The 20,069-nt window shown below is 69.2% G+C and carries 20 protein-coding genes; 15 read left to right on the top strand and 5 right to left on the bottom strand.

The window, feature by feature from the left end:
* Positions 1-34: 34 nt before the first annotated feature.
* Entirely contained in the window at positions 35-1,468 is a 1,434-nt protein-coding gene (locus ACFTWF_RS31755) for an MFS transporter (RefSeq protein WP_378465072.1), read from the bottom strand.
* A gap of 241 nt (positions 1,469-1,709) precedes the next feature.
* Positions 1,710-2,810, bottom strand: a complete 1,101-nt coding sequence (locus ACFTWF_RS31750; RefSeq protein WP_378465071.1) for an NADH:flavin oxidoreductase/NADH oxidase — start codon at positions 2,808-2,810, stop codon at positions 1,710-1,712.
* A gap of 139 nt (positions 2,811-2,949) precedes the next feature.
* On the opposite strand from ACFTWF_RS31750, the gene ACFTWF_RS31745 reads away from it, so the two are divergent.
* The 12 genes from ACFTWF_RS31745 to ACFTWF_RS31690 all read left to right on the top strand — a co-directional run bounded on the left by ACFTWF_RS31745 (position 2,950) and on the right by ACFTWF_RS31690 (position 14,050).
* A complete protein-coding gene (locus ACFTWF_RS31745) occupies positions 2,950-4,230 on the top strand; it encodes a glutamate-5-semialdehyde dehydrogenase (protein WP_378465070.1) in 1,281 nt (426 codons plus the stop codon).
* A gap of 64 nt (positions 4,231-4,294) precedes the next feature.
* A complete protein-coding gene (locus ACFTWF_RS31740) occupies positions 4,295-5,176 on the top strand; it encodes an AAA family ATPase (RefSeq protein ID WP_378465069.1) in 882 nt (293 codons plus the stop codon).
* 10 nt (positions 5,177-5,186) lie between these two features.
* Complete coding sequence (locus ACFTWF_RS31735) at positions 5,187-6,647, top strand: VWA domain-containing protein (protein ID WP_378465068.1); 1,461 nt, start codon at positions 5,187-5,189, stop codon at positions 6,645-6,647.
* Positions 6,648-6,666: 19 nt separating this feature from the next.
* A complete protein-coding gene (gene nadD / locus ACFTWF_RS31730; protein WP_378465067.1) occupies positions 6,667-7,362 on the top strand; it encodes a nicotinate-nucleotide adenylyltransferase in 696 nt (231 codons plus the stop codon).
* Positions 7,363-7,396: 34 nt separating this feature from the next.
* Positions 7,397-7,843 carry a ribosome silencing factor gene (gene rsfS / locus ACFTWF_RS31725; protein ID WP_378465066.1) on the top strand — a complete coding sequence of 149 codons (447 nt, stop codon included), beginning with the start codon at positions 7,397-7,399 and terminating at the stop codon, positions 7,841-7,843.
* On the top strand, positions 7,840-8,499 hold the full coding sequence (locus tag ACFTWF_RS31720; protein WP_378465065.1) for a histidine phosphatase family protein: 660 nt from the start codon (positions 7,840-7,842) through the stop codon (positions 8,497-8,499). The genes rsfS and ACFTWF_RS31720 overlap by 4 nt, the downstream gene beginning before the upstream one ends.
* The gene (octT, locus tag ACFTWF_RS31715; protein ID WP_378465064.1) at positions 8,486-9,283 is read left to right on the top strand and encodes a diglucosylglycerate octanoyltransferase; all 798 of its coding nucleotides are present in this window, start codon (positions 8,486-8,488) and stop codon (positions 9,281-9,283) included. Before ACFTWF_RS31720 ends, octT begins: the two co-directional genes overlap by 14 nt.
* A gap of 4 nt (positions 9,284-9,287) precedes the next feature.
* Entirely contained in the window at positions 9,288-10,154 is an 867-nt protein-coding gene (locus ACFTWF_RS31710; protein WP_378465063.1) for a DegV family protein, read from the top strand.
* A 68-nt stretch (positions 10,155-10,222) separates the two neighbouring features.
* A complete protein-coding gene (locus tag ACFTWF_RS31705; protein ID WP_378465062.1) occupies positions 10,223-11,083 on the top strand; it encodes a helix-hairpin-helix domain-containing protein in 861 nt (286 codons plus the stop codon).
* Positions 11,083-12,642: a ComEC/Rec2 family competence protein gene (locus ACFTWF_RS31700; protein ID WP_378465061.1), complete on the top strand. Its 1,560-nt coding sequence runs from the start codon at positions 11,083-11,085 to the stop codon at positions 12,640-12,642. The genes ACFTWF_RS31705 and ACFTWF_RS31700 overlap by 1 nt, the downstream gene beginning before the upstream one ends.
* A gap of 51 nt (positions 12,643-12,693) precedes the next feature.
* Positions 12,694-13,659, top strand: coding sequence for a TIGR03557 family F420-dependent LLM class oxidoreductase (locus ACFTWF_RS31695; RefSeq protein ID WP_378465060.1), 966 nt, complete (start codon positions 12,694-12,696; stop codon positions 13,657-13,659).
* A 220-nt stretch (positions 13,660-13,879) separates the two neighbouring features.
* The gene (locus tag ACFTWF_RS31690) at positions 13,880-14,050 is read left to right on the top strand and encodes a hypothetical protein (protein WP_185724593.1); all 171 of its coding nucleotides are present in this window, start codon (positions 13,880-13,882) and stop codon (positions 14,048-14,050) included.
* A 6-nt stretch (positions 14,051-14,056) separates the two neighbouring features.
* On the opposite strand, the gene ACFTWF_RS31685 is transcribed toward ACFTWF_RS31690, so the two are convergent.
* Positions 14,057-14,785 carry a GAF and ANTAR domain-containing protein gene (locus ACFTWF_RS31685; RefSeq protein ID WP_378465059.1) on the bottom strand — a complete coding sequence of 243 codons (729 nt, stop codon included), beginning with the start codon at positions 14,783-14,785 and terminating at the stop codon, positions 14,057-14,059.
* 134 nt (positions 14,786-14,919) lie between these two features.
* Between ACFTWF_RS31685 and ACFTWF_RS31680 the strand changes: the two genes are divergently transcribed.
* Both ACFTWF_RS31680 and ACFTWF_RS31675 read left to right on the top strand, forming a co-directional pair.
* On the top strand, positions 14,920-16,470 hold the full coding sequence (locus ACFTWF_RS31680) for a carboxylesterase/lipase family protein (RefSeq protein ID WP_378465058.1): 1,551 nt from the start codon (positions 14,920-14,922) through the stop codon (positions 16,468-16,470).
* Positions 16,471-16,521: 51 nt separating this feature from the next.
* Positions 16,522-17,631: a glutamate--cysteine ligase gene (locus tag ACFTWF_RS31675; protein WP_378465057.1), complete on the top strand. Its 1,110-nt coding sequence runs from the start codon at positions 16,522-16,524 to the stop codon at positions 17,629-17,631.
* On the opposite strand, the gene ACFTWF_RS31670 is transcribed toward ACFTWF_RS31675, so the two are convergent.
* Positions 17,624-18,343, bottom strand: coding sequence for a hypothetical protein (locus ACFTWF_RS31670; RefSeq protein ID WP_378465056.1), 720 nt, complete (start codon positions 18,341-18,343; stop codon positions 17,624-17,626). The genes ACFTWF_RS31675 and ACFTWF_RS31670 overlap by 8 nt on opposite strands.
* A 103-nt stretch (positions 18,344-18,446) precedes the next feature.
* Between ACFTWF_RS31670 and holA the strand changes: the two genes are divergently transcribed.
* Positions 18,447-19,424, top strand: coding sequence for a DNA polymerase III subunit delta (holA, locus tag ACFTWF_RS31665; RefSeq protein WP_378465055.1), 978 nt, complete (start codon positions 18,447-18,449; stop codon positions 19,422-19,424).
* A gap of 83 nt (positions 19,425-19,507) precedes the next feature.
* Here holA and rpsT read toward each other — a convergent pair whose 3' ends face one another.
* The gene (rpsT, locus tag ACFTWF_RS31660; protein ID WP_012688238.1) at positions 19,508-19,768 is read right to left on the bottom strand and encodes a 30S ribosomal protein S20; all 261 of its coding nucleotides are present in this window, start codon (positions 19,766-19,768) and stop codon (positions 19,508-19,510) included.
* Between the last annotated feature and the right edge of the window lie 301 nt (positions 19,769-20,069).

Raw genomic sequence — 20,069 nt, 5'->3', positions numbered from 1 at the left:
GCAATAGGAAGGTCAGGAAGCATTAGAAATTACGTCAACAGTTGGAAGCCTCGCCCTTGCGGCGGAGGCGCTTCAGGATGCGCCGGGCTTCGGCGTCCGTGGCCACGGCGGGCGGCGAACCCTCCAGCGGCTTGCGGGCGGTCTCGGAGATGAGCAGCACCGCGACGCCGCCGACGACCGCGGCGACCATCATGTACATCGGCGCGACGAGGTCGCTGCCCGTCGCGTCCTGCAGGGCCGTGAGGACCAGGGGAGTGGTGCCCCCGAAGATCGACACCGCGAGGTTGTATCCGATCGCCAGGCCGCCGTAGCGGATTCCGGTGGGGAACAAGGCGGGAAGGACCGACGGGAAGACGCCCACGAAGAGCAGCAGCAGCCCGCCGAGGATCGCGAGGCCGAGGAAGACGGTGAAGTAGTTGCCGACCCCGATCAAGAGGTACGCGGGCAGCGACAGCGCGAAGAATCCGACGAATCCCGCCAGCAGCAACGGTTTACGACCCACCCGGTCGGACAGCTTTCCGACGAAGCTGATGCCGACCATCATGATGAGCATCACGACGATCATGAGGACCAGGCCGTGCGACTCGTCGTAGCCGAGCGTGTTCGACAGGTACGTCGGCATGTAGCTGAGCAGGCCGTAGTGCGCGATGTTGTAGGTGGCGACCAGGATGACGCACAACACGAGCGGGCGCCAGTTCTCCACCAGGGTCTCGCGCAGTTTTCCGCCCGTGGATTCGTCTGCGAGCGAACGCTCTTCGGCCTGCTCCATCTGCTGGAACGCGGGCGTCTCCTCCAGTCTCAGCCGCAGGTAGAGGCCGATCAGTCCGAGTGGACCGGCGAGCAGGAACGGGATCCGCCACGCCCAGTCGACGAGCGCGTCGGCGCTGACGACGGTGCTGATGATGGTGACCAAGCCTGCGGCCGCGACATAGCCGGCGAGGGTCCCGAACTCGAGGAAGCTCGCGAAGAAGCCGCGGCGCTTGTCCGGTGCGTACTCGGCGACGAAAGTGCTGGCGCCGCCGTACTCGCCGCCCGTCGAGAATCCCTGCACGAGCCGGAACAGCACCAGCAGGATCGGCGCCACGAGGCCGATGGAACCGTAGCTCGGGATCAGGCCGATCGCGAACGTGCTGCCCGCCATCAGGATGATCGTCGTGGCCAGCACCTTCTTGCGGCCGATCCGGTCGCCGAGCGGACCGAAGAACAGTCCGCCGAGCGGGCGGACCACGAAGGCCGCGGCGAATATCGCGAACGTGGACAACAGCTGTGCGGTACCGCTGGCCTCGGGAAAGAAGACCTTGCCGATGGTCGTCGCCAGGTAGGCGTACACGCCGAAGTCGAACCACTCCATGGCGTTACCGAGCATGGTGGCCTTGACGGCCCGTTTGACGGAGGCCTCGTCGGTGACTGTGACATCAGGTGATTCGGCCACCTCGGCCGAGGTGATCGAGTGGTCTGGTGCATTCATGTCGAGCGCTCCCCAGCGCAGTTATCACCCGCGCGGGGCACGTACCTGATGCACGCATCTTTTCGTCGCCCGCACGGCGATTGCTGGTCGGGTCGGCAACCCACGGCCCTTCGGCGCGATGCGGCCCCCGCCGATCGGCTCTGGCTCATGGCTCGGTCCCGCCCACCGTCCGGGGTGCGGGACTACCAGCTGTAAGAGCGATTACCGTAGCAAAGGATCGGGGGGCTTGTCGGCCCGAGCGTCAGTACGCCCGAGCGTATTGCGCCGGAATCTGCGGCGTCACCTGGGCATTCAATTCGAGTGCGGCTTTTCGCGGCCAGTACGGGTCGCGCAGCAGTTCGCGCCCGAGGAACACGGCGACGGCTTCGCCCGAGTCCACGATCCGCTCGGCCTGCTCCGGTTCGGTGATGAGCCCGACCGCGGCGGCCGGGACCGTGGTCTCGTTCTGGATACGACGGGCGAACGGGACCTGGTACCCGGGCGCCACGGGGATCCGCGCCGAGGCGACGCCGCCGCTGGAGACGTCGACGAGGTCGACCCCGAGGTCGGCGAGCGCCTGCACGAGGGCGACGGTCTGGTCCGGCGTCCAGCTGTCCGCGTCGAGGCCGGGCTCCTCCGACACCCAGTCGGTGGCCGAGACCCGGACGAAGACGGGCAACTCGGCGGGCCACACCTCGCGCACCGCCTCGACGACCTCGAGCACCAGCCGGATGCGTCCGGCGAAACTGCCGCCGTACTCGTCGGTGCGGTGATTGCTGAGCGGTGACAGGAACTGGTGAAGCAGATAGCCGTGTGCCGCATGGATTTCCACGACTTTGAAGCCGGCCCGGGACGCCCGCTCGGCGGCGGCGGCGAAATCGGCGACCACCTTCCGGATGTCTTCCGTCGTCGCCTCGGCGGGTGGGGTGTGATCGCCGAATCCGATCGCGCTCGGCGCCACCGTCTGCCACGCCAGCTGATCGTCGCCGGCGAGGCTCCCGCCCCCGCGCCACGGGACGTGCGCGGACCCCTTCCGCCCGGCATGACCGAGCTGGATACCCGGCACCGCGCCGAAGTCCTCGAGCTGCGCGTTGATCTCCGCGAATGCCCGAGCCTGAGTGTCGTTCCAGATACCGAGGTCGGCCGCGCTGATGCGGCCCTCCGGGCTGACGGCCGTCGCCTCGGTGAGGATCAGTCCGGCGCCGCCGATGGCGCGGGTCACCAGGTGCGTCCGGTGCCAATCGCCCGGCACCCCCACGTCACGTCCCGTCACGTCGGCCGAGTACTGGCACATCGGCGCCATCCACACCCGGTTGGGGACGGTGACTCCACGGAAGGTGATGGGCTCGAACAGCACGCTCACTACAGCACTCCTGCCTCTGATGGTCTCGACCAGTCGCAACCTGCGCGGGGGACGAAATCATTCCCGATCGTTCCCGCCTCGCGCATAGCGGGCCCTTCCCGCTCCGCGGGGTATCGGACTCGGTATATAGGCTGTGTTCATGACTGCAGTGACCTCCACCTCGTCGGCCGGTGCCACGGTGGATACCCGTGAAGCCGTCCACGCAGCGGCCCGTCGCGCCCGCACCGCGTCGCGGGTCCTCGCGCTGCTCACCACCGCACAGAAGGACGTGGCGCTCCACGCGGCGGCCGATGCCGTGCTCGCCGCGGCCGACGACATCCTCGCCGCCAACGCCGCCGACATCGAGGCGGCCCGGGCGTCGGGCACCGAGGACTCCCTCCTCGACCGGCTGCGGCTGACGCCGGAACGGATCGAGGGAATCGCGTCCGGGCTGCGTCAGGTCGCCGGACTGCCCGACCCGGTCGGTGAGGTGGTGCGCGGCTCCACACTGCCGAACGGTCTCGAACTCCGTCAGCTGCGTGTTCCGCTCGGCGTGGTCGGCATGGTCTACGAGGCGCGGCCCAACGTCACCGTCGACGCGTTCGGGCTGGCACTCAAGTCGGGCAACGCGGCCCTGCTGCGCGGGTCGTCGTCCGCGGCGAAGTCGAACGCGGCGCTGGTCGAGGCACTGCGGGCGTCGCTGGCGGCGCAGGATCTGCCCGAGGACGCGGTGCAGTTGCTGCCGAGCGAGGATCGCTCCAGCGTGACGCACCTGATCCAGGCCCGCGGGCTGGTGGACGTCGTCATTCCCCGTGGCGGCGCCGGCCTGATCAACGCCGTGGTGCGCGACGCGACGGTCCCGACCATCGAGACGGGCGTCGGCAACTGCCACGTCTACGTTCACGCCGCGGCCGACCTGGAGATGGCCGAACGGATCCTGCTCAACTCCAAGACGCGACGACCGAGCGTCTGCAACACCGCCGAGACGGTGCTGATCGACGCCGCGATCGCCGAGACGGCCGTCCCGAAGCTGCTGCAGGCCCTCCAGATGCACAGCGTGACCGTCCACGGGGATCTGCCCGGACTGGTGCCTGCGACCGAGTCGGACTGGTCGGAGGAGTACCTCACCCTGGATGTGGCGCTCAAGGTGGTCGACGACCTGAACGCCGCGGTCGAGCACATCGACAAATACGGAACCGGGCACACCGAGGCCATCGTCACGGCGGACCTCGCGGCCGCCCGCGAATTCACCGCCCGGGTCGACGCGGCCGCCGTCATGGTCAACGCGTCCACCGCGTTCACGGACGGCGAACAGTTCGGATTCGGCGCCGAGATCGGGATCTCCACGCAGAAACTGCACGCGCGCGGTCCGATGGGTCTTCCCGAACTGACCTCCACCAAGTGGATCGTGTGGGGTGACGGGCACACCCGCCCGGTCTAGACCTGCGCCGGACGTCCCTTCCGTCGAGCCACTCGGCCCGTAACCCCTTCCGAAAGGAGCGAGCGTGGACCGCGCGCTGCCCACCACGACGCCGTTCTTCGCGAGCGTCGACGACGTCATCGCCCGGCTCGCCGAAACCGGGTACCTGTCCGACAAGGGCACCGCGACCGCGGTGTTCCTCGCCGACCGGCTCGGGAAACCCCTGCTCATCGAGGGTCCCGCCGGAGTCGGCAAGACCGAACTCGCGCGTGCGGTGGCGGAGACCACCGGCGCCGAGCTGGTGCGGTTGCAGTGCTACGAGGGCGTCGACGAGGCCCGCGCGCTCTACGAGTGGAATCACGCGAAGCAGATTCTGCGCATCCAGGCCGGCAGCGACCACAGCTGGGACGCGACCAAGGCGGACGTCTTCTCGGAGGAGTTCCTGCTGTCGCGGCCGCTGCTGACCGCGATCCGGCGCGAGGACCCGACGGTGCTGTTGATCGACGAGACCGACAAGGCCGATGTCGAGATCGAAGGCCTTCTCCTCGAGGTGCTCAGCGATTTCGCCGTCACCGTCCCCGAACTGGGCACCATCACGGCCACGCGCAAGCCGTTCGTCGTCCTCACCTCCAACGCCACCCGTGAGCTGTCGGAGGCCCTCAAGCGCCGCTGCCTCTTCCTACATCTCGACTTCCCCGACGCCGACCTCGAGCGGCGGATCCTCGCGAGCCGCGTGCCGCAGCTTCCCGAGGCGGTCGCGGAGCAGCTGGTCAAGACGATCCGCGTGCTGCGCGGCATGCAGTTGAAGAAGCTGCCGTCGGTGGCCGAGACCATCGACTGGGGCCGCACGCTCCTGGCGCTGGGGCTCGACACCCTCGACGACGACGCCGTCCGCGCGACGATGGGGGTCGTCCTCAAACACCAATCCGATCAGCTGCGGGCAGCTGCCGAGCTGCGACTGAACTGAAGGACTCCCCATGGCTGCTGGTGGTCCACTCGCGTCCCGGTCGAAGCCGGGCGGTCCCGCCGCGCCGCACGGCCTTCCCGGGCATCTCGTCGACTTCGTCGAGGCGTTGCGGCGGCGCGGCATCATGGTCGGACCGTCCGAGACGGTCGACGCCGGTCAGGTCATGGCCGTCCTCGACCTGCTCGACCGGGAATCGCTGCGCGAGGGTCTCGCGTGCGCGCTGCTGCGGCGGCCCACCCACCGGCCCACGTTCGACGCGCTGTTCGAACTCTGGTTCCCGGCCGCGGTCGGACACCGCGCGGACGGGGCGATCGACACGAGCCTGCCGCGGAACGCCAAGGGTGACATCGACTACGAGGCGCTGCGCGAGCTGATCGTCGAACTGCTCACCGACGGATCGCCGGAGGCGATCGAACTCACCGAGCTCCTCACCGCGCAGATGGTCGAGGAACTCGGGCAGTACCAGTCGGCGAACGGTCCGTCGTTCTCGGCGTACCAGGCGTTGCGCGACGTGGCGCCGGAAACCCTGCTGAAGAAGATCCTCGACGGACTGCTCGGCAATCAGGAGGCCGGCGGGGCCAGGAGCACGGAAAGCTACGAATCCGAGGTGGCCAAGCGCACCGCCGCCCAGCGGATCGCCGACTTCCGCAAGATGATCGAGAAGGAGACGCGGCGACGGTCCGCCGAGAACCTCGGCAAGGAGCGGGTGGCGTCGTACGGTGTGCCCCGGCTGGCCGAGGAAGTCGACTTCCTGCGAGCCTCCGACGCGGAACTGACCGCGCTGAAACGCAACGTCACCCCGCTCGCCCGGCTGCTCGCGAGCCGCCTGGCCGTGCGGCGCAGCCGCAACCGGGCCGGTTCGATCGATTTGCGGCGCACCCTGCGCAAATCGATGTCGACCGGGGGAGTGCCCATCGACCTCGTCCAGCGCAAGCCCCGGCGGGCGCGGCCCGAACTGGTCGTGATGTGCGACGTGTCGGGGTCGGTCGCCGGGTTCAGCCACTTCACGCTGCTGCTCGTCCACGCACTGCGCGAACAGTTCTCGCGGGTGCGGGTGTTCGCGTTCATCGACACCACCGACGAGGTCACCCGGTTCTTCGACGCCGGCGCCGACCTCGGCAGTGCCATGTCGCGGATGATCCGGGAAGCCGACCTGGTCGGTTACGACGGTCACTCCGACTACGGCAACGCGTTCGGGGTGTTCGCCGAGCGGTTCACCCAGAGCATCACGTCGCGTTCGTCGCTGCTGGTGCTCGGCGACGGCCGCAACAACTACCGGGACCCGAACCTGGAGGCCCTCGCCCGGCTCGTGTCGGTGGCGAAACACGCGCACTGGCTCAACCCGGAGCCCCGCGGACAGTGGGGATCGGGGGACTCGGCGGCCAAGGTGTACAACGAGGTCATCAGCATGCACGAATGCCGATCCGCTCAGCAGCTGGCGTCGGTGGTCGCCGGGTTGCTGCCGGTGTGAACACGTAAGCTCGACACTCGTGGAACAGGGAGCAACGGGCGCACGTCGGCGCCGCCTGGGAGTCATGGGCGGCACCTTCGACCCCATTCATCACGGTCACCTGGTGGCGGCCAGCGAGGTCGCCGACCGATTCAGCCTCGACGAGGTCGTGTTCGTGCCCACCGGCAGGCCGTGGCAGAAGCAGGGCAAGGGTGTCAGCCCAGCCGAGGACCGGTACCTGATGACGGTCATCGCCACCGCGTCGAATCCGCGATTCTCGGTCAGCCGGGTCGACGTCGACCGGGAGAAGGTCACCTACACCGTCGACACTCTGCGGGATCTGCGCAGCTACCACCCGGACGCCGAGCTGTACTTCATTACCGGTGCGGACGCCCTGGCGAGTATCCTGTCCTGGCAGGACTGGGAGGAACTGTTCTCGCTGGCGAAGTTCGTCGGGGTGTCACGTCCGGGATTCGATCTCAACACCGAACATCTGGCGGGTCATCTGGAGGCGTTGCCCGAGGACGCGGTCACATTGATCGAGATCCCGGCTCTGGCGATCTCCTCGACGGAATGTCGGCGGCGCGCCAGTCGCCACCGGCCTGTGTGGTACCTCGTGCCGGACGGTGTGGTCCAGTACATCTCCAAACGGAACCTGTACCGGCCACCGGACTCCGAGCGCCTCGACGGCGCGACGACGATGTCCGAACCGGCGCCGGACAAGACCAAGAGTTAGTCAGCACTTTTCGAACGAACTGGGAGAACATCGCGTGAGCGCAACGACCGAAGCCATCGAGATGGCACGCATCGCGGCAGTGGCTGCCGACGAGAAGCTGGCCTCCGATGTGGTGGTGCTCGATGTTTCCGAGCAGCTCGTCATCACCGACTGCTTCGTCATCGCCTCCGCGCCCAACGAGCGCCAGGTGAACGCGATCGTCGAGAACATCGAAGATCGTCTGCGTGAGGCAGGTCACAAGCCGGTGCGTCGTGAGGGCACCCGCGAAGGCCGTTGGGCACTGCTCGATTTCGTGGACGTCGTCATCCACGTCCAGCACAACGAGGAGCGCAACTTCTACGCCCTCGACCGGCTGTGGAAGGACTGCCCGACCGTGCCCGTCGAGGGTCTCGGGCAGCAGGGTCCGGCAGGCACGAACGGCGCGGGTGCCGCCGAGAGCACCGGTGCGGGTGCCGCCGAAAATGGGGAGTCCGAACGGTGACGGATGCTCCCCGTGCCCCGCGGCGTCTGATACTGCTCCGCCACGGGCAGACCGAGTACAACGCCGACAACCGCATGCAGGGTCAGCTCGACACCGACCTGTCGGAGCTGGGGCGCTCGCAGGCCCGCGCGGCCGCGGCCGCGCTGGTCGGTCGCAGGCCGATCTCCATCGTGTCTTCCGATCTGCGCCGCGCCTACGACACCGCCGTCGAGGTCGGCGACAACGCCGGCCTGCCGGTGCAGATCGACGAGCGACTCCGCGAGACGCATCTCGGGGACTGGCAGGGGCTCACCCATCTTGACGTCGACGCCCGAGCCCCCGGCGCACGCGCCACATGGCGGGGCGACGCGACGTGGGCGCCGCCCGGCGGGGAGAGCCGGATCGACGTCGCGCGGCGCAGCAAGCCGGTGGTCGCCGAACTCGTCGAGAAGCACGAGGACTGGGCCGACAAGCCGGTGATCCTGGTCGCGCACGGAGGATTGATCGCCGCGCTGACCGCGGCACTGCTCGATCTGCCCGTCGACCGCTGGCCGGTGCTGGGCGGGCTGGGCAACACCAGCTGGGTGCAACTGAGTGCGTACGGAAACCCTGATTCGCTCAACTGGCGTCTCGACGTGTGGAACGCTTCCGCGAGTGTGGCCAGTGACGTCCTCTGAGGTGGGCACCGGTTCCGGGGAACGCCCCGTCCTGCTCGTGCTCGCCGATTCGCTGTCGTATTACGGACCCAAGGGCGGTCTCCCGTCCGACCACCCCGACATCTGGCCCAATATCGTTGCACGGCAGCTTGGTTGGGACGTCGAGCTCGTCGCCCGGATCGGCTGGACGAGCCGCGACGTGTGGTGGGCACTGACGCAGGACCCGCGCGTGTGGTCCGCGGTACCCCGCGCCGGCGCCGTCGTGTTCGCCGTCGGAGGCATGGACTCGCTCCCGTCTCCGCTGCCGACCGCACTGCGCGAGCAGTTGCGTTACGTCCGCCCACCCGCGCTGCGTCGCGTCGTACGGACCGGCTACCAGTGGCTCCAGCCGCGATTGTCGCCGCTGGGCTGGCCGGTGGCGCTGCCCCCGCGGCTGAGCGTCGAATATCTGGAGAGTTCCCGGGCGGCTCTCGCGTACATGCGCCCCGAACTTCCCGTCATCGGAACCCTGCCGTCCGTGCATCGCAGCGACGCCTACGGCAAGGTGCATGCCGGCAGGCCCGGTGCCGTCGCCGCCATCACCGCCTGGTCGGAGGAGAAGAACGTGCCCCTCGTCGATCTCGCGGAGGCGGTGCGCGCCAACGTCTTCAGTGATGACGCCAATCCGGACGGCATCCACTGGGGCTGGGACGGGCACACCGAGGTCGCCGCGGCCATGATGACCGCCCTTCGTGCGGCGGGTGCCGCGCCGGAGGTATCCGGGGACGCCGTTCCGGCCGATCCCGTGTCGAGCGGAGCCGAGTAGTCCGATGCCCGTCGTCGTCGTCACCGATTCGTCGGCATCGATCCTGCCGGAACTCGTCGAGCAGTACGGGATCCACGTGGTCCCGCTCCACGTCCTCAGCGGCGGAAAGGATTTCCGGGAGGGCATCGACGAGGTCCCGGAGGAACTGGCCGGGGTCACCACGTCGGGTGCCTCGCCGAGCGAACTTTCCGAGGCCTACGCGGCAGCACTGGAACTCAGCGACGGCGCCGGAGTTCTCGCCGTCCACATCTCGCGGCAACTGTCCGGCACCTGGGAGGCCGGCCGCCAGGCGGCACAGGAGTTCGACGGCCGCGTGCGGATCGTCGATTCCCAGTCCGCCGGAATGGGATTGGGGTATCCGGTGCTGGAGGCGGCGCGGCTGGCGCAGCGCGGCGCCGACCTCGAGACGGTGTACCGGCGGGCGGTCGACGTCGCAAGCCGTGGACGTTGCCTGATCGTCGTGGACCGGCTCGATCAGCTGCGCCGCGGCGGCCGGATCGGCACCGCCGCGGCACTGCTCGGTACCGCGCTGGCGATGAAACCGGTGCTGCATCTCGTGGACGGCCGGCTGGTGCTGAAGGAGAAGACCAGGACCTCGACCAAGGCGATGGCCCGTATGGTCGACGCCGCGGTGGAGCAGGCGGGTCTGGACAGGACGGCCGTCGCTGTGCATCACATGCACGCCCCGCAGCGCGCGGAGGCGGTGGCGCACCAACTGAAAGACCGGATTCCGCAGGTCAGCGATCTCGTCGTCACCGATTTCAGCTCGGTGATCGGAGCCCACGTCGGGGCGGGCGCCATCGGCATCGTGTTGTGCCCCGAGCCCGTTCTGCAGCACGAAAACCACGATTCATCCACAACTTCGCACTGATCCACAGGCCGATTCGCACCGCCAGGTCGGCGGGCGTCGTCGTGGGCGGGTCGCTCTACTGTCGCGTCATGGGCATCAGGGAAGAACGCTCGAGAGGCCGGACCCGTCTCGCGTTCCTCACGTCGGGGGAGCGTGAGACCGGTCCGGCCACGCCGGCGGCGCCGGAATGGCTGGCCGAGCCCGGCGGAACCGAATTCGACGGCGACATCACGTGGTCGGCCGAACGCCGCCGGGGTGTGTTCTCGCTACCCGACCGGTGGCGGGACGCCCGGTTCGATCCGGGGCGTTCCGGGGCGATCGCGCTGATCGTGGTCGGAATCGTCGTCGCGGTGGCCACCGTGGTGGGCGTGCGCAGCGATCGGCCCGAGACGCAGTCCGTTCCGTCGCTGCCCGCCGCGAGAGCACAGTCCACGGCCGCCGCGGCCGACTCGACGACACCGTCCGCTGCCGCGGCGCCCACCGCGGCCCCCGCGGAGGAGATCGTCGTGAGTGTCGTCGGTCTGGTGACCGCGGCGGGTCTGGTCCGGCTTCCACCGGGTTCCCGGGTGGCGGATGCCCTCGCCGCGGCCGGCGGAGTACGCGACGGTGCCGACACCCTCGGATTGAATCTGGCACAACGACTGTCGGACGGTGACCAGGTACTCGTCGGAGCCGCGACGACGCAGGCGCCCCCGAGCGCGGTGGGCGGCACGTCCACCGGGTCCCCGGCGGCGGGAGGTGCGAACCCTACGGCCGGTGGGCTCGTGAACCTCAACACGGCGACGGCGACGGAACTCGACGCGCTGCCCGGCGTCGGTCCGGTCACGGCCGCGGCGATCGTCGCGTGGCGCACGACCAACGGCACGTTCACCGACATTTCCCAACTGGGGGAGGTGGACGGGATCGGACCGGTGCGGCTCGAGAAGCTGCGCGGTCAGGTCACGCTCTGATGCCCGAGGGTGAACCCCGGCTCCTGGATCTGCGACTGGTTCCGTTCGCCGGGATCTGTTGGGCGGCAACATTGATCGGTATTCTCGGCGGGTCTGCGGCGGCGTGGACCTGGGTGGGCGCACTGTCGGGCGCGGGTATTCTCCTCGCGGCCGGACACGTCGTGCGCGGGCCACGGCGGTGGACGGCGGGAGCGGTGGCGATCCTGCTGTTCGGGTCGTGCTGCGGTGGCGGCGTGGCCTGGCGGGTACAGAACCTGGAACGGCACCCGCTGACCGAACTCGCGCGGAACGGGACGTGGGTGACGTTGGTCGTGACCCCGGTCGACGATCCCCGGCCGATCGCGGGATTCGGACGTCGCGTGCTCGTGCACGCCGACGTCGTCGAGATCCGGCGGGCCACCGAGACGATCTCGACGGGCGGCGCGGTGGTCGTCCTCGCCCCGGCGGAGGGGTGGCTCGGCCTGCTGCCGGGACAGGAGGTGGTTCTGCGCGGACAGCTGAGTCCACCACGGCACCGGGACCTCAGCCTGGCCACCGTCCGGGTGTCGGGGCCGCCCACCGAGGTCGGGCCCGCGCCCCCGCATCAGCGGTGGGCCGGCGCCCTGCGCGCGCGGTTCGCCGCGGCCGCCGCCGTTCTGCCCGAGGACGAAGCCGGACTCCTGCCGGGGCTGGTGGTGGGCGATACCTCCGCGCTGCCGCCGGACCTGAAGGACGATTTCACCGCGACCGGGCTGACGCACCTGACGGCGGTGTCGGGGGCGAACGTCAGCATCCTCCTGGGTGCGGTCCTGCTCCTGGTGCGAGCGGTGGGAATCGGCCCCCGCACCGGCGCGGCGCTCGCCGCCGCCGCCCTGATCGCCTTCGTTGTGATCGCGAGACCGTCCCCCAGCGTGCTGCGCGCCGCAGCGATGGGTTCGGTCGCACTGCTGGCCCTGGTGAGCGGGCGACGGAAACAGGCGATGCCCGCGCTGGCCGCGGGCGTCATCGCCCTCCTGTCATGGTCACCGGCATTGGCAGTGGACTTCGGATTTGCCCTCTCGGCGACGGCCACGGCGGCGCTGATCGTGATCGCGCCGGTGTGGGTGGACCTGCTCGTGGGCCGTGGATGGCCGCGTGCGGTGGCCGAGACGGTGGCGGTGACCGTTGCCGCCTTCGTCGTGACCGCACCGATCGTCGCCGCGATGGCCGGGACCGTGAGCCTGGTGTCGATCTGCGCGAACATGCTTGTCGCCCCCGTGGTCGGGGTGATCACCGTGGTCGGGGCGGTCGCGGCCCTGATCGCGGCGGTCAGCGTGCCCGCCGCGGCCGTGGTGGTGCACCTGACGCACTGGCCGCAGTGGTGGCTCGTGACCGTGGCCGAACGGGGTGCGCGAATCCCCGGGGCGTTTATTCCGGTGCCCTCCGGGCTCACCGGTGCGATTGTCGTTTTCGGCGCCGTGCTCGCGGCCGGTGTGGCGCTCCGCAGTCGCGGGCCCCGGCTGGTGCTCGTCGGGATCACCGTCGGTGCGCTGATGCTGTGGGCGCCGATCTGGCCGCCGTCACTCGGCCGTCTTGTGTGAGCGTCGCCGAATCCGGGCAACCTCCGCAGAACTCGAGGAAAGGGGCGCACCGTGCAGGTGGGTTTCAAGCTGATGGCCGAGACATTCGATCCCCGCGAGATCGTGCGGCAGGCGGTCGAAGCCGAACGCGCCGGATTCGACTTCGTCGAGGTGAGCGATCACTACCATCCGTGGCTCTACACCCACGGTCATTCGGGGTTCGTATGGTCGATGCTGGCGGCCGCAGCGGCAGGTACCAGCAGTATCGGTCTGGCCACCGGCGTCACCTGCCCGTTCGTCCGCTACCACCCGGCGATCATCGCGCAGGCCGCCGCCACCACCGCCGTTCTCAGCGAGGGCCGTTTCACACTCGGGCTCGGCTCGGGGGAACGCCTGAACGAGCACGTCGTCGGCGGGGGTTGGCCGTCGGTCACCGTCCGGCATCGGATGCTGCGCGAGGCGATCGACATCATCCGGCTGCTGTGGTCGGGCGGCTACCACTCCTACGAAGGACGGCATCTCACCCTCGACGACGCCCGCGTCTTCGATCTTCCCGACGTGCCGCCCACGATCGCGGTCGCGGCGGGTGGAACGGAGGCCGTCGGTATCGCCGCCGAACTCGGCGACGGACTGTTCGCCACCGAAGCCGACCCCGACCTGGTGAAGGCCTACGCCGACGCAGGCGGGACGGGACCGCGGTACGGGGAGGTCCCGCTCGCGTGGGCGCGCGACGAGCAGTCCGCGGCCGAATCGGCGCACCGGCTGTTCCGGTTCGGGTTGACCGGGTGGAAGGTGCAGGCGGAACTGCCGAATCCGATCAATTTCGAGGCGGCGTCGTCCTCGATCCGCACGGAAGACGTCCGGGATGCCATGGCCTGCGGGCCGGACGTCCGGCGGCACCTCGACGTGGCAGCCACGTTCGTGGACGCCGGGTTCGATCACCTGGCGTTGATCAACGCCGGACCCGACGTGGACGGGTTCTTCGAGTTCTTCGCCAACGATCTGAGGGAGCCTCTGCGGGCGATGGCGACGCCGTGACTTCCGCTGTGCGGCAGTGTGCTTCGCCGTCATCACCCGCGTGAGACGCGGCGGGAGAATGCTGTTCGGCGCGCTGAACGCGGGGGTGGAGGCCGCGTTCTGTATCGTTTCGACTTCGATTCCCGATGTGTGTATGCGAAACCGAAACACCGACTACCATCCGGTGGCAGATCGAGCGGTGAACGGTCTTGGAACGCACCCGCATTGGAGGGCGAGAGGGATGTCGGAATCGGAGCGGACAGATCTCGATGTGGACGACGAACTGGACGCCGTGCAGGTGCGGAGAGCGCAGCGCGTCGTGGCGGCGCTGTCGCTCGACGCCGCCGACTGCCGCATGCTCCTGTCGATGCTGGGGATCGCGGGGAACCCCGACGCTCCGGAGTCCGACTGACCGCGGTCAGGTCACCTTGCGGTGGTGATGAGCGACGATCTCCTGCGCCACCGTCGCCAGTTTGAGGTTCATGTCCTGTGACGTGGTCTTGAGAATCTCCATCGCCTGGTTCTCGGAAATATTGTGGAAGGCCATCAGCAGACCCACCGCCTTGCCGATCTCCCGGTTACTGACGAGGCCGGCGCGCAGCGTCTCGGCCTCGACATGCTCGTGCACGGCCGCCAGCGCCACCGCCGCGAACGATGCGAGCATGATGCCCTGCTCGACGGACGTGGTGGTCAGCGCTCCCGGGGTGTCGGAGAACAGGTTGAGCGCCCCGACCTTGCGTCCCAGAATGACGAGGCGGAATCCGGCCGCCCCACGCACCGGTGTGTGGGCCAGAACCCGCCGGGACAGGCGGGGCCATTGCGAACCGGCGGCCAGGTCCGTCTCGAACTGGGGGGTGTCGCTGACGATGGCGTCGACACACGGCCCCTCGTTCTCGATGCGCTCGAACTCGTCGACGCGGGCTGCGACCTCGTCGCTGGCGGCGGCGGTCACGTAGCGCGACCCTTCCCGGAGCATCAGGCTGGCGTGTTCACAACCCTCGACGAGGCGCGGTGCGGCGTCGCAGACGGCCTGATGGACGTGCCCGAAATCCTGACCGGCGTAGAGGAGATCCGCGAGGGCCGCGAATGTCGCGGCCGACTTGCCGACGGCCTCGAAGCGCGCCGGTTCGGGCACTCTCTCTCGCATCCTGTCCTCCCGCTTCCGGGTCTGCGCCCGACTCTGTGATGTCAGTCTGCCAGAGTGGGGCGTCGCAGCCGGACCGGCCGAGAAGAATTCGCGATCGGCCGCCGGAATCTTCCGCCTCGGCGGAAGATGGCGCCATGGTGTCGCCCGCCGAGAGCCCACTCGTGACCGTTGCCCAGGGAACGTTGCGGGGCACCCGCCTCGGTGGGGTTCTGTCGTGGAAAGGCATTCCCTACGCCGCGCCACCGGTCGGCGAGTGGAGGCTGCGCTCGCCACGCGCGCCCGAACCGTTCACCGACGTGCGCGACTGCTCCCGGTTCGGCCCCATCGCACCGCAAAACGAGCACGGACCGCTACCCATCGACCCCGGACTGACTCTCGACGAGGACTGCCTGACCCTGAACGTCTTCGCCCCGGCAACGAGTACGGACCGACCGCGGCCCGTGATGGTGTGGATACACGGCGGTGCGTACTACCTCGGGTCGTCGGGGCAGCGCATGTTCGACCCCACCCGCCTGGTCGAGCGTGGCGAGGTCGTGGTGGTGACGTTCAACTACCGCCTCGGTGTGCTGGGATTCCTGGACTTCTCCTCGTTCTCGACGAAGCTGCATCCGTTCGACACGAACCTCGGCCTGCGCGATCAGATCGCGGCACTGACCTGGGTCCGCGACAACATCGCATCGTTCGGCGGCGACCCGGGCGAGGTGACGCTGTTCGGGGAGTCCGCAGGCGGCGGCGCGGTCACGACCCTGATGACGTCCCCGCCCGCGGAGGGGTTGTTCCATCGCGCCATCGCCGAGAGTTCACCCGCCACGTCCGTGTACGGCCCCGAACGTGCCGCGAGCATCGCCGAGTCCTTCCTCGAGCTGCTCGACATCGCGCCGTCCGACGCGGGGCGTCTGCGCGACCTCCCCGTCGACGTGCTGACGAAGGCGTGTGTGGAACTCGTCCAGCAGGTGCCCGCCCGGGTGCCCGGCACCCTCGCGGTGGCCCCCACGGTCGACGGGGACGTGGTCCCGCACTACCCGGTGGCGGCCTTCCGGAAAGGTCGCGCGCATCGGATTCCCCTGCTGATCGGGACTAACAAGGACGAGGCGTCGATGTTCCGGCTGATGAAGTCGCCGCTGATGCCGATCACCCCGGACTCCGTCCATCAGATGTTCGTGGCGATCGCCGCCGACCACCCGGACCTGCCCGCGGACGAGGAACAGGAGGTGGCGGGGGCGTATCCGGACTACCCGAAGAAGCGTTCGGCCATGGAGATCTCGCGCGACGCCGCGTTCCGGATGCCGACGCTGTGGATCGCGGAGGCGCACAGCCGGCTCGCACCGACGTGGCTGTACCGCTTCGACTACGCCACTCCCTTCCTGCGCGCAGCGCGAATCGGCGCCACCCACGGCACCGAGGTGCCGTACGTCTTCGGGAACTTCGGCGTCGTCCCGCACGACCCCACGTTCAAGCTCGGGGGACATCGAACCGCCGGGCACGTGTCGCAACGGATCCAGCGGCGCTGGCTGTCCTTCGCCTTGGACGGCACCCCGGACGGAACGGACGCCGAAGTCGGCTGGCCCCGGTACGACGAAGCGGATCGCACGACCCTGCTCATCGGCAAGTCCGACGCCGTGGTCGCCGACCCGGACCGCGAACTGCGCCGGGCCTGGGGTGAGGACGTGATCGGTTTCAGCTGAGTCCGGCAGGCCGCCGGTTTCGTCTCGGCGAAACGGGGGGATACCTTCTGAATGAGCCCTGCAGCAACGGAATCGGGCCGCGAACTCAGTATGGGGGTCGAGGAGGAGTTCTTCCTCGTCGACGGATCCGGGCACCTGTCCGCGGCCGGGCCCGACGTGGTCGCGGAAGCGGGCCACGACATTCGGGGGCTTCAGCGTGAGCTCGCCCGCTGCCAGATCGAGACGGCGACCGGCGTGTGCCACACCGGGCAGGAACTGCACGAGGAGTTGCGCAGCCTCCGGTGCCGGCTGACGAAGGCTGCGGCCGGCCGCGACCTGTCGCTGCTGCCGAGCGGTACGCCACCAATGGCCGAGAGCGTGCCTCCGGCGATCACCCCGAGCCCCCGGTACGAGGAGATGGCCCGCCACTTCGGGTCGATCGTGGACACGGTGATCACGTGCGGCTGCCACGTGCACATCGGGATCCCGAGCCGCGAGATCGGTGTCCGGGTGGGCAACCAGGTGCGCAGTTGGCTACCGGTGCTCCTCGCCCTCACGGGAAATTCGCCGTTCCACGGCGGGCACGACACGGGCTATCACAGCTGGCGGCACATCCTGTGGTCGCGCTGGCCGTCGGCGGGACCGCCGCCGCACTTCGATTCCGCGGACGAGTACGAGTCGGTTGTCGGCGCGATGATCGGGACCGGCGCCGCCATGGATCGCGGAATGATCTACTGGCACGTCCGGCTCTCCGACAAGCAGCCGACCATCGAGGTCAGGATCGCGGACGTCGCGATGACGGCGGCGCATGCGGCCCTCTACGCCGTGGTGGTGAAGGGACTGGTCGGGTGGGCGCTGCGGTCGGCGGCGGACGGTGTTGCCGTCCCGTGGTTGCGCGTCGAACTGCTGCGCGCGCAGTTGTGGCGTGCGGCCCGCGACGGACTCGACGGTGAATGCACCAGTCCCGCCGCTGACCGGTCGCTGCCGATCCGCCGGCAACTGGAACTGCTGAACGAGTGCATCGCCCCCGGACTGGGGTCGAGCGACCGCGCCTTCCTCGAATCGGGATTCGACACCGTTCTGCGGGAGGGGACGGGCGCCGAACGGCAACGCGCCGAGTTCGAGCGCGGCGGCACCCTCGCCTCGGTGGTGGGTCTCCTGACCCGGGAAGTGGTCAGCTGAGAGGCGGCAGGGAGCTGAGGTAGCCGGGATGCAGCAGCCCCGCGGAGTGGGGGCCCGTGAACACGGCGCCCGCGCTGGAATCGGGCCCGGCGCGGAGCGGACCGGGATCGTCGAGCAACGCCTCCATGGTCGCGGTGTCGACGAGGGCGAGGTCGATGCGCTGCGGGGCGGGGTGGTACAGCGCGAGGATCACCGGTTCGGGGTGGTGGGCGGCGGCGCGTCGCATCACCTGCAGCGCGGGGTCGGTGGCCAGGGCGAGCACGGTGATCCCGGCGAACGACGCGAGCGTGTCCACGACCTCGCGTCCGGACACGCTGCGCCACGTCTGCCCGTACCGGGTGAGCGCCTCGGTGTGGTGCCGCTGATCGGTGACCGGTCTCACCGTGCCGCGCGGCAGGTCGAGCAGCGTCCGCCACTGCGCTTCGAAGAACTCGCACGCGGCGTCGAAGTCGGTTCGCCTCGCGGCGGTGCTCCGAGACCCGTCCGGCTCGGGTTCGAGGGGGCCGTGACCGCGGGCGAACACGGTCTCGGTGTGCCCGGTCACGGAGCAGCGGGCCACCAATTGCACCGACCAGCGGACGAGCAGGCACCCGCGGCAGGTGTACCGGAGACCGAGCTCGTACCGTTGCCCGGCCGCGCGATCGTCGTCGAGGTCGATCGTGTGCGCGTAATCCTGGGGGGCGACGCCGTCCGCCCCGGTATCCGCGGTCATGTGATCGAGTGTCCACCGCCGACACGGTGTCCGGGCGGCGATGGCGATAGTCGGGTCCCGGGGTGTCGGCGAACGTGTCCGCCCCACGTGGCACGATCGTCGCGTGAGCACTCCAACTCAGCTCGAACAGCTCCATCTGGTCCTCGGTGACGAGGAGTTCCTCGTCGAACGCGCGGTGGCCCAGGTCGTCAGCCAGGTCCGTGCGACAGCCGCCGTTGCCGCGGGCGCGGAGCTTCCCGTCAACCGGCTGCGGGCGGGCGACGCGGGGGCGGCGGAACTCGCCGAACTGCTCAGTCCCTCCCTGTTCGCCGAGGACCGGGTGGTGGTGCTGGAGGCGGCGGCCGAGGCGGGCAAGGATGCGGTGGCCCTGGTCCTCGATGCCGCCGGAGATCCCCCGCCGGGCGTCGTCCTCGTCGTTCTCCACTCGGGCGGCGGACGCGCGAAGGCGATGGCCGGGGCGCTGGAGAAACTCGGGGCCGCGGTCCATCCGTGCGCCAAACTGAAGTCCGGCGACATCATCGGCTTCATCCGCGGCGAGTTCCGCACTCTCGGGGTCCGGGTGTCGCCGGACGTGGTGCAGACCGTGTTCGAAGGGGTGGGATCGAATCTGCGGGAATTGGCGGCGGCGTGTTCGCAGCTCACGGCAGATACCGGCGGCAAGATCGACGTCGCGGCCGTGCAGCGGTACTACTCGGGCAAGGCCGAGGTCAGCGGATTCGACGTCGCGGACAAGGCCGTCGCCGGCGACACCGCGGGTGCGATCGAGGCGCTGCGCTGGGCGATGCTGCGGGGTGTACCGCACGTGCTGTTGGCGGATGCACTCGCCGACGCGGTGCACTCGATCGCCCGGGTGGCCCCGGCCGGGCGGGGCGACCCGTTCCGGATGGCATCGGAACTGGGCATGCCGCCCTGGAAGATCAAGAAGGCGCAGGCCCTCGCGAAGGGGTGGACGCCCACCACGGTGGGGGAGGCCCTGCGGGTGGTCGCTGCACTCAACGCCGACGTCAAAGGCGCCGCCGCCGACGCCGACTACGCCGTGGAGAGTGCCGTGGGACGCGTCTCGCGGTTACGTCAGATCTGACGCAGACACGACGGACGCAGACACGACAACAGCCGCTCGATCCGAGGATCGAGCGGCTGTCGGAGCCTACGACGGAAGAACCGTCAGATCTTGTTGACAGCCTGCGCGAGAGCAGACTTCTTGTTGGCAGCCTGGTTGGCGTGAATGACGCCCTTGCTGGCTGCCTTGTCGAGCTTGCGGCTGGTGGCGACGAGGAGCTCGTTGGCCTTGTCCTTGTCACCGGCCGCCGCAGCCTCGCGGAACGAGCGGATCGCCGTGCGCAGCGAGGACTTCACCGACTGGTTACGGAGTCGGGCCGCCTCGTTGGTACGGATCCGCTTCACCTGGGACTTGATGTTGGCCACGCGTAAAATCCTGTCGTCTTTAGCTGGTTACGGTCGAGAAAGCTCTGGGCGCACACATATGCACCGACAGGCGAGATTACCAGTGATCGGTGTCCGATCTCAAACCGGCGGCGGGACGCGCCGACAAATCCTGCGGCTGTGCTGCTGAACGGGTGTGCATGTAGCAGCATGTCTGGGATGACGCCCCCAGCATCGAAGTCGTCAACAGTAGCGAAATCGTCGGCAACCTCGAAAGCCCCCGTCCGAAAATCGGGGGGAAGCACGCAGGCGGGTGCGAAGGCACCGGGAACCCAGTCGCGAA

Origin of the sequence: Rhodococcus sp. NPDC056960 (assembly GCF_042674125.1) — a bacterium.
GTDB lineage: Bacteria > Actinomycetota > Actinomycetes > Mycobacteriales > Mycobacteriaceae > Rhodococcus_F.
Note: the sequence above shows the minus strand (reverse complement) of the source record. Positions and strands in the feature narration are given on the sequence as shown.

What these genes read in the sequence shown, in the direction of transcription:
- ACFTWF_RS31755 (WP_378465072.1), bottom strand. Translation starts at nt 1,468, where the DNA reads ATGAATGCACCAGACCACTCGATCACCTCGGCCGAGGTGGCCGAATCA.
- ACFTWF_RS31745 (WP_378465070.1), top strand. Translation starts at nt 2,950, where the DNA reads ATGACTGCAGTGACCTCCACCTCGTCGGCCGGTGCCACGGTGGATACC.
- ACFTWF_RS31735 (WP_378465068.1), top strand. Translation starts at nt 5,187, where the DNA reads ATGGCTGCTGGTGGTCCACTCGCGTCCCGGTCGAAGCCGGGCGGTCCC.
- ACFTWF_RS31710 (WP_378465063.1), top strand. Translation starts at nt 9,288, where the DNA reads ATGCCCGTCGTCGTCGTCACCGATTCGTCGGCATCGATCCTGCCGGAA.
- ACFTWF_RS31705 (WP_378465062.1), top strand. Translation starts at nt 10,223, where the DNA reads ATGGGCATCAGGGAAGAACGCTCGAGAGGCCGGACCCGTCTCGCGTTC.
- ACFTWF_RS31700 (WP_378465061.1), top strand. Translation starts at nt 11,083, where the DNA reads ATGCCCGAGGGTGAACCCCGGCTCCTGGATCTGCGACTGGTTCCGTTC.
- ACFTWF_RS31690 (WP_185724593.1), top strand. Translation starts at nt 13,880, where the DNA reads ATGTCGGAATCGGAGCGGACAGATCTCGATGTGGACGACGAACTGGAC.
- ACFTWF_RS31685 (WP_378465059.1), bottom strand. Translation starts at nt 14,785, where the DNA reads ATGCGAGAGAGAGTGCCCGAACCGGCGCGCTTCGAGGCCGTCGGCAAG.
- ACFTWF_RS31680 (WP_378465058.1), top strand. Translation starts at nt 14,920, where the DNA reads ATGGTGTCGCCCGCCGAGAGCCCACTCGTGACCGTTGCCCAGGGAACG.
- ACFTWF_RS31675 (WP_378465057.1), top strand. Translation starts at nt 16,522, where the DNA reads ATGAGCCCTGCAGCAACGGAATCGGGCCGCGAACTCAGTATGGGGGTC.
- ACFTWF_RS31670 (WP_378465056.1), bottom strand. Translation starts at nt 18,343, where the DNA reads ATGACCGCGGATACCGGGGCGGACGGCGTCGCCCCCCAGGATTACGCG.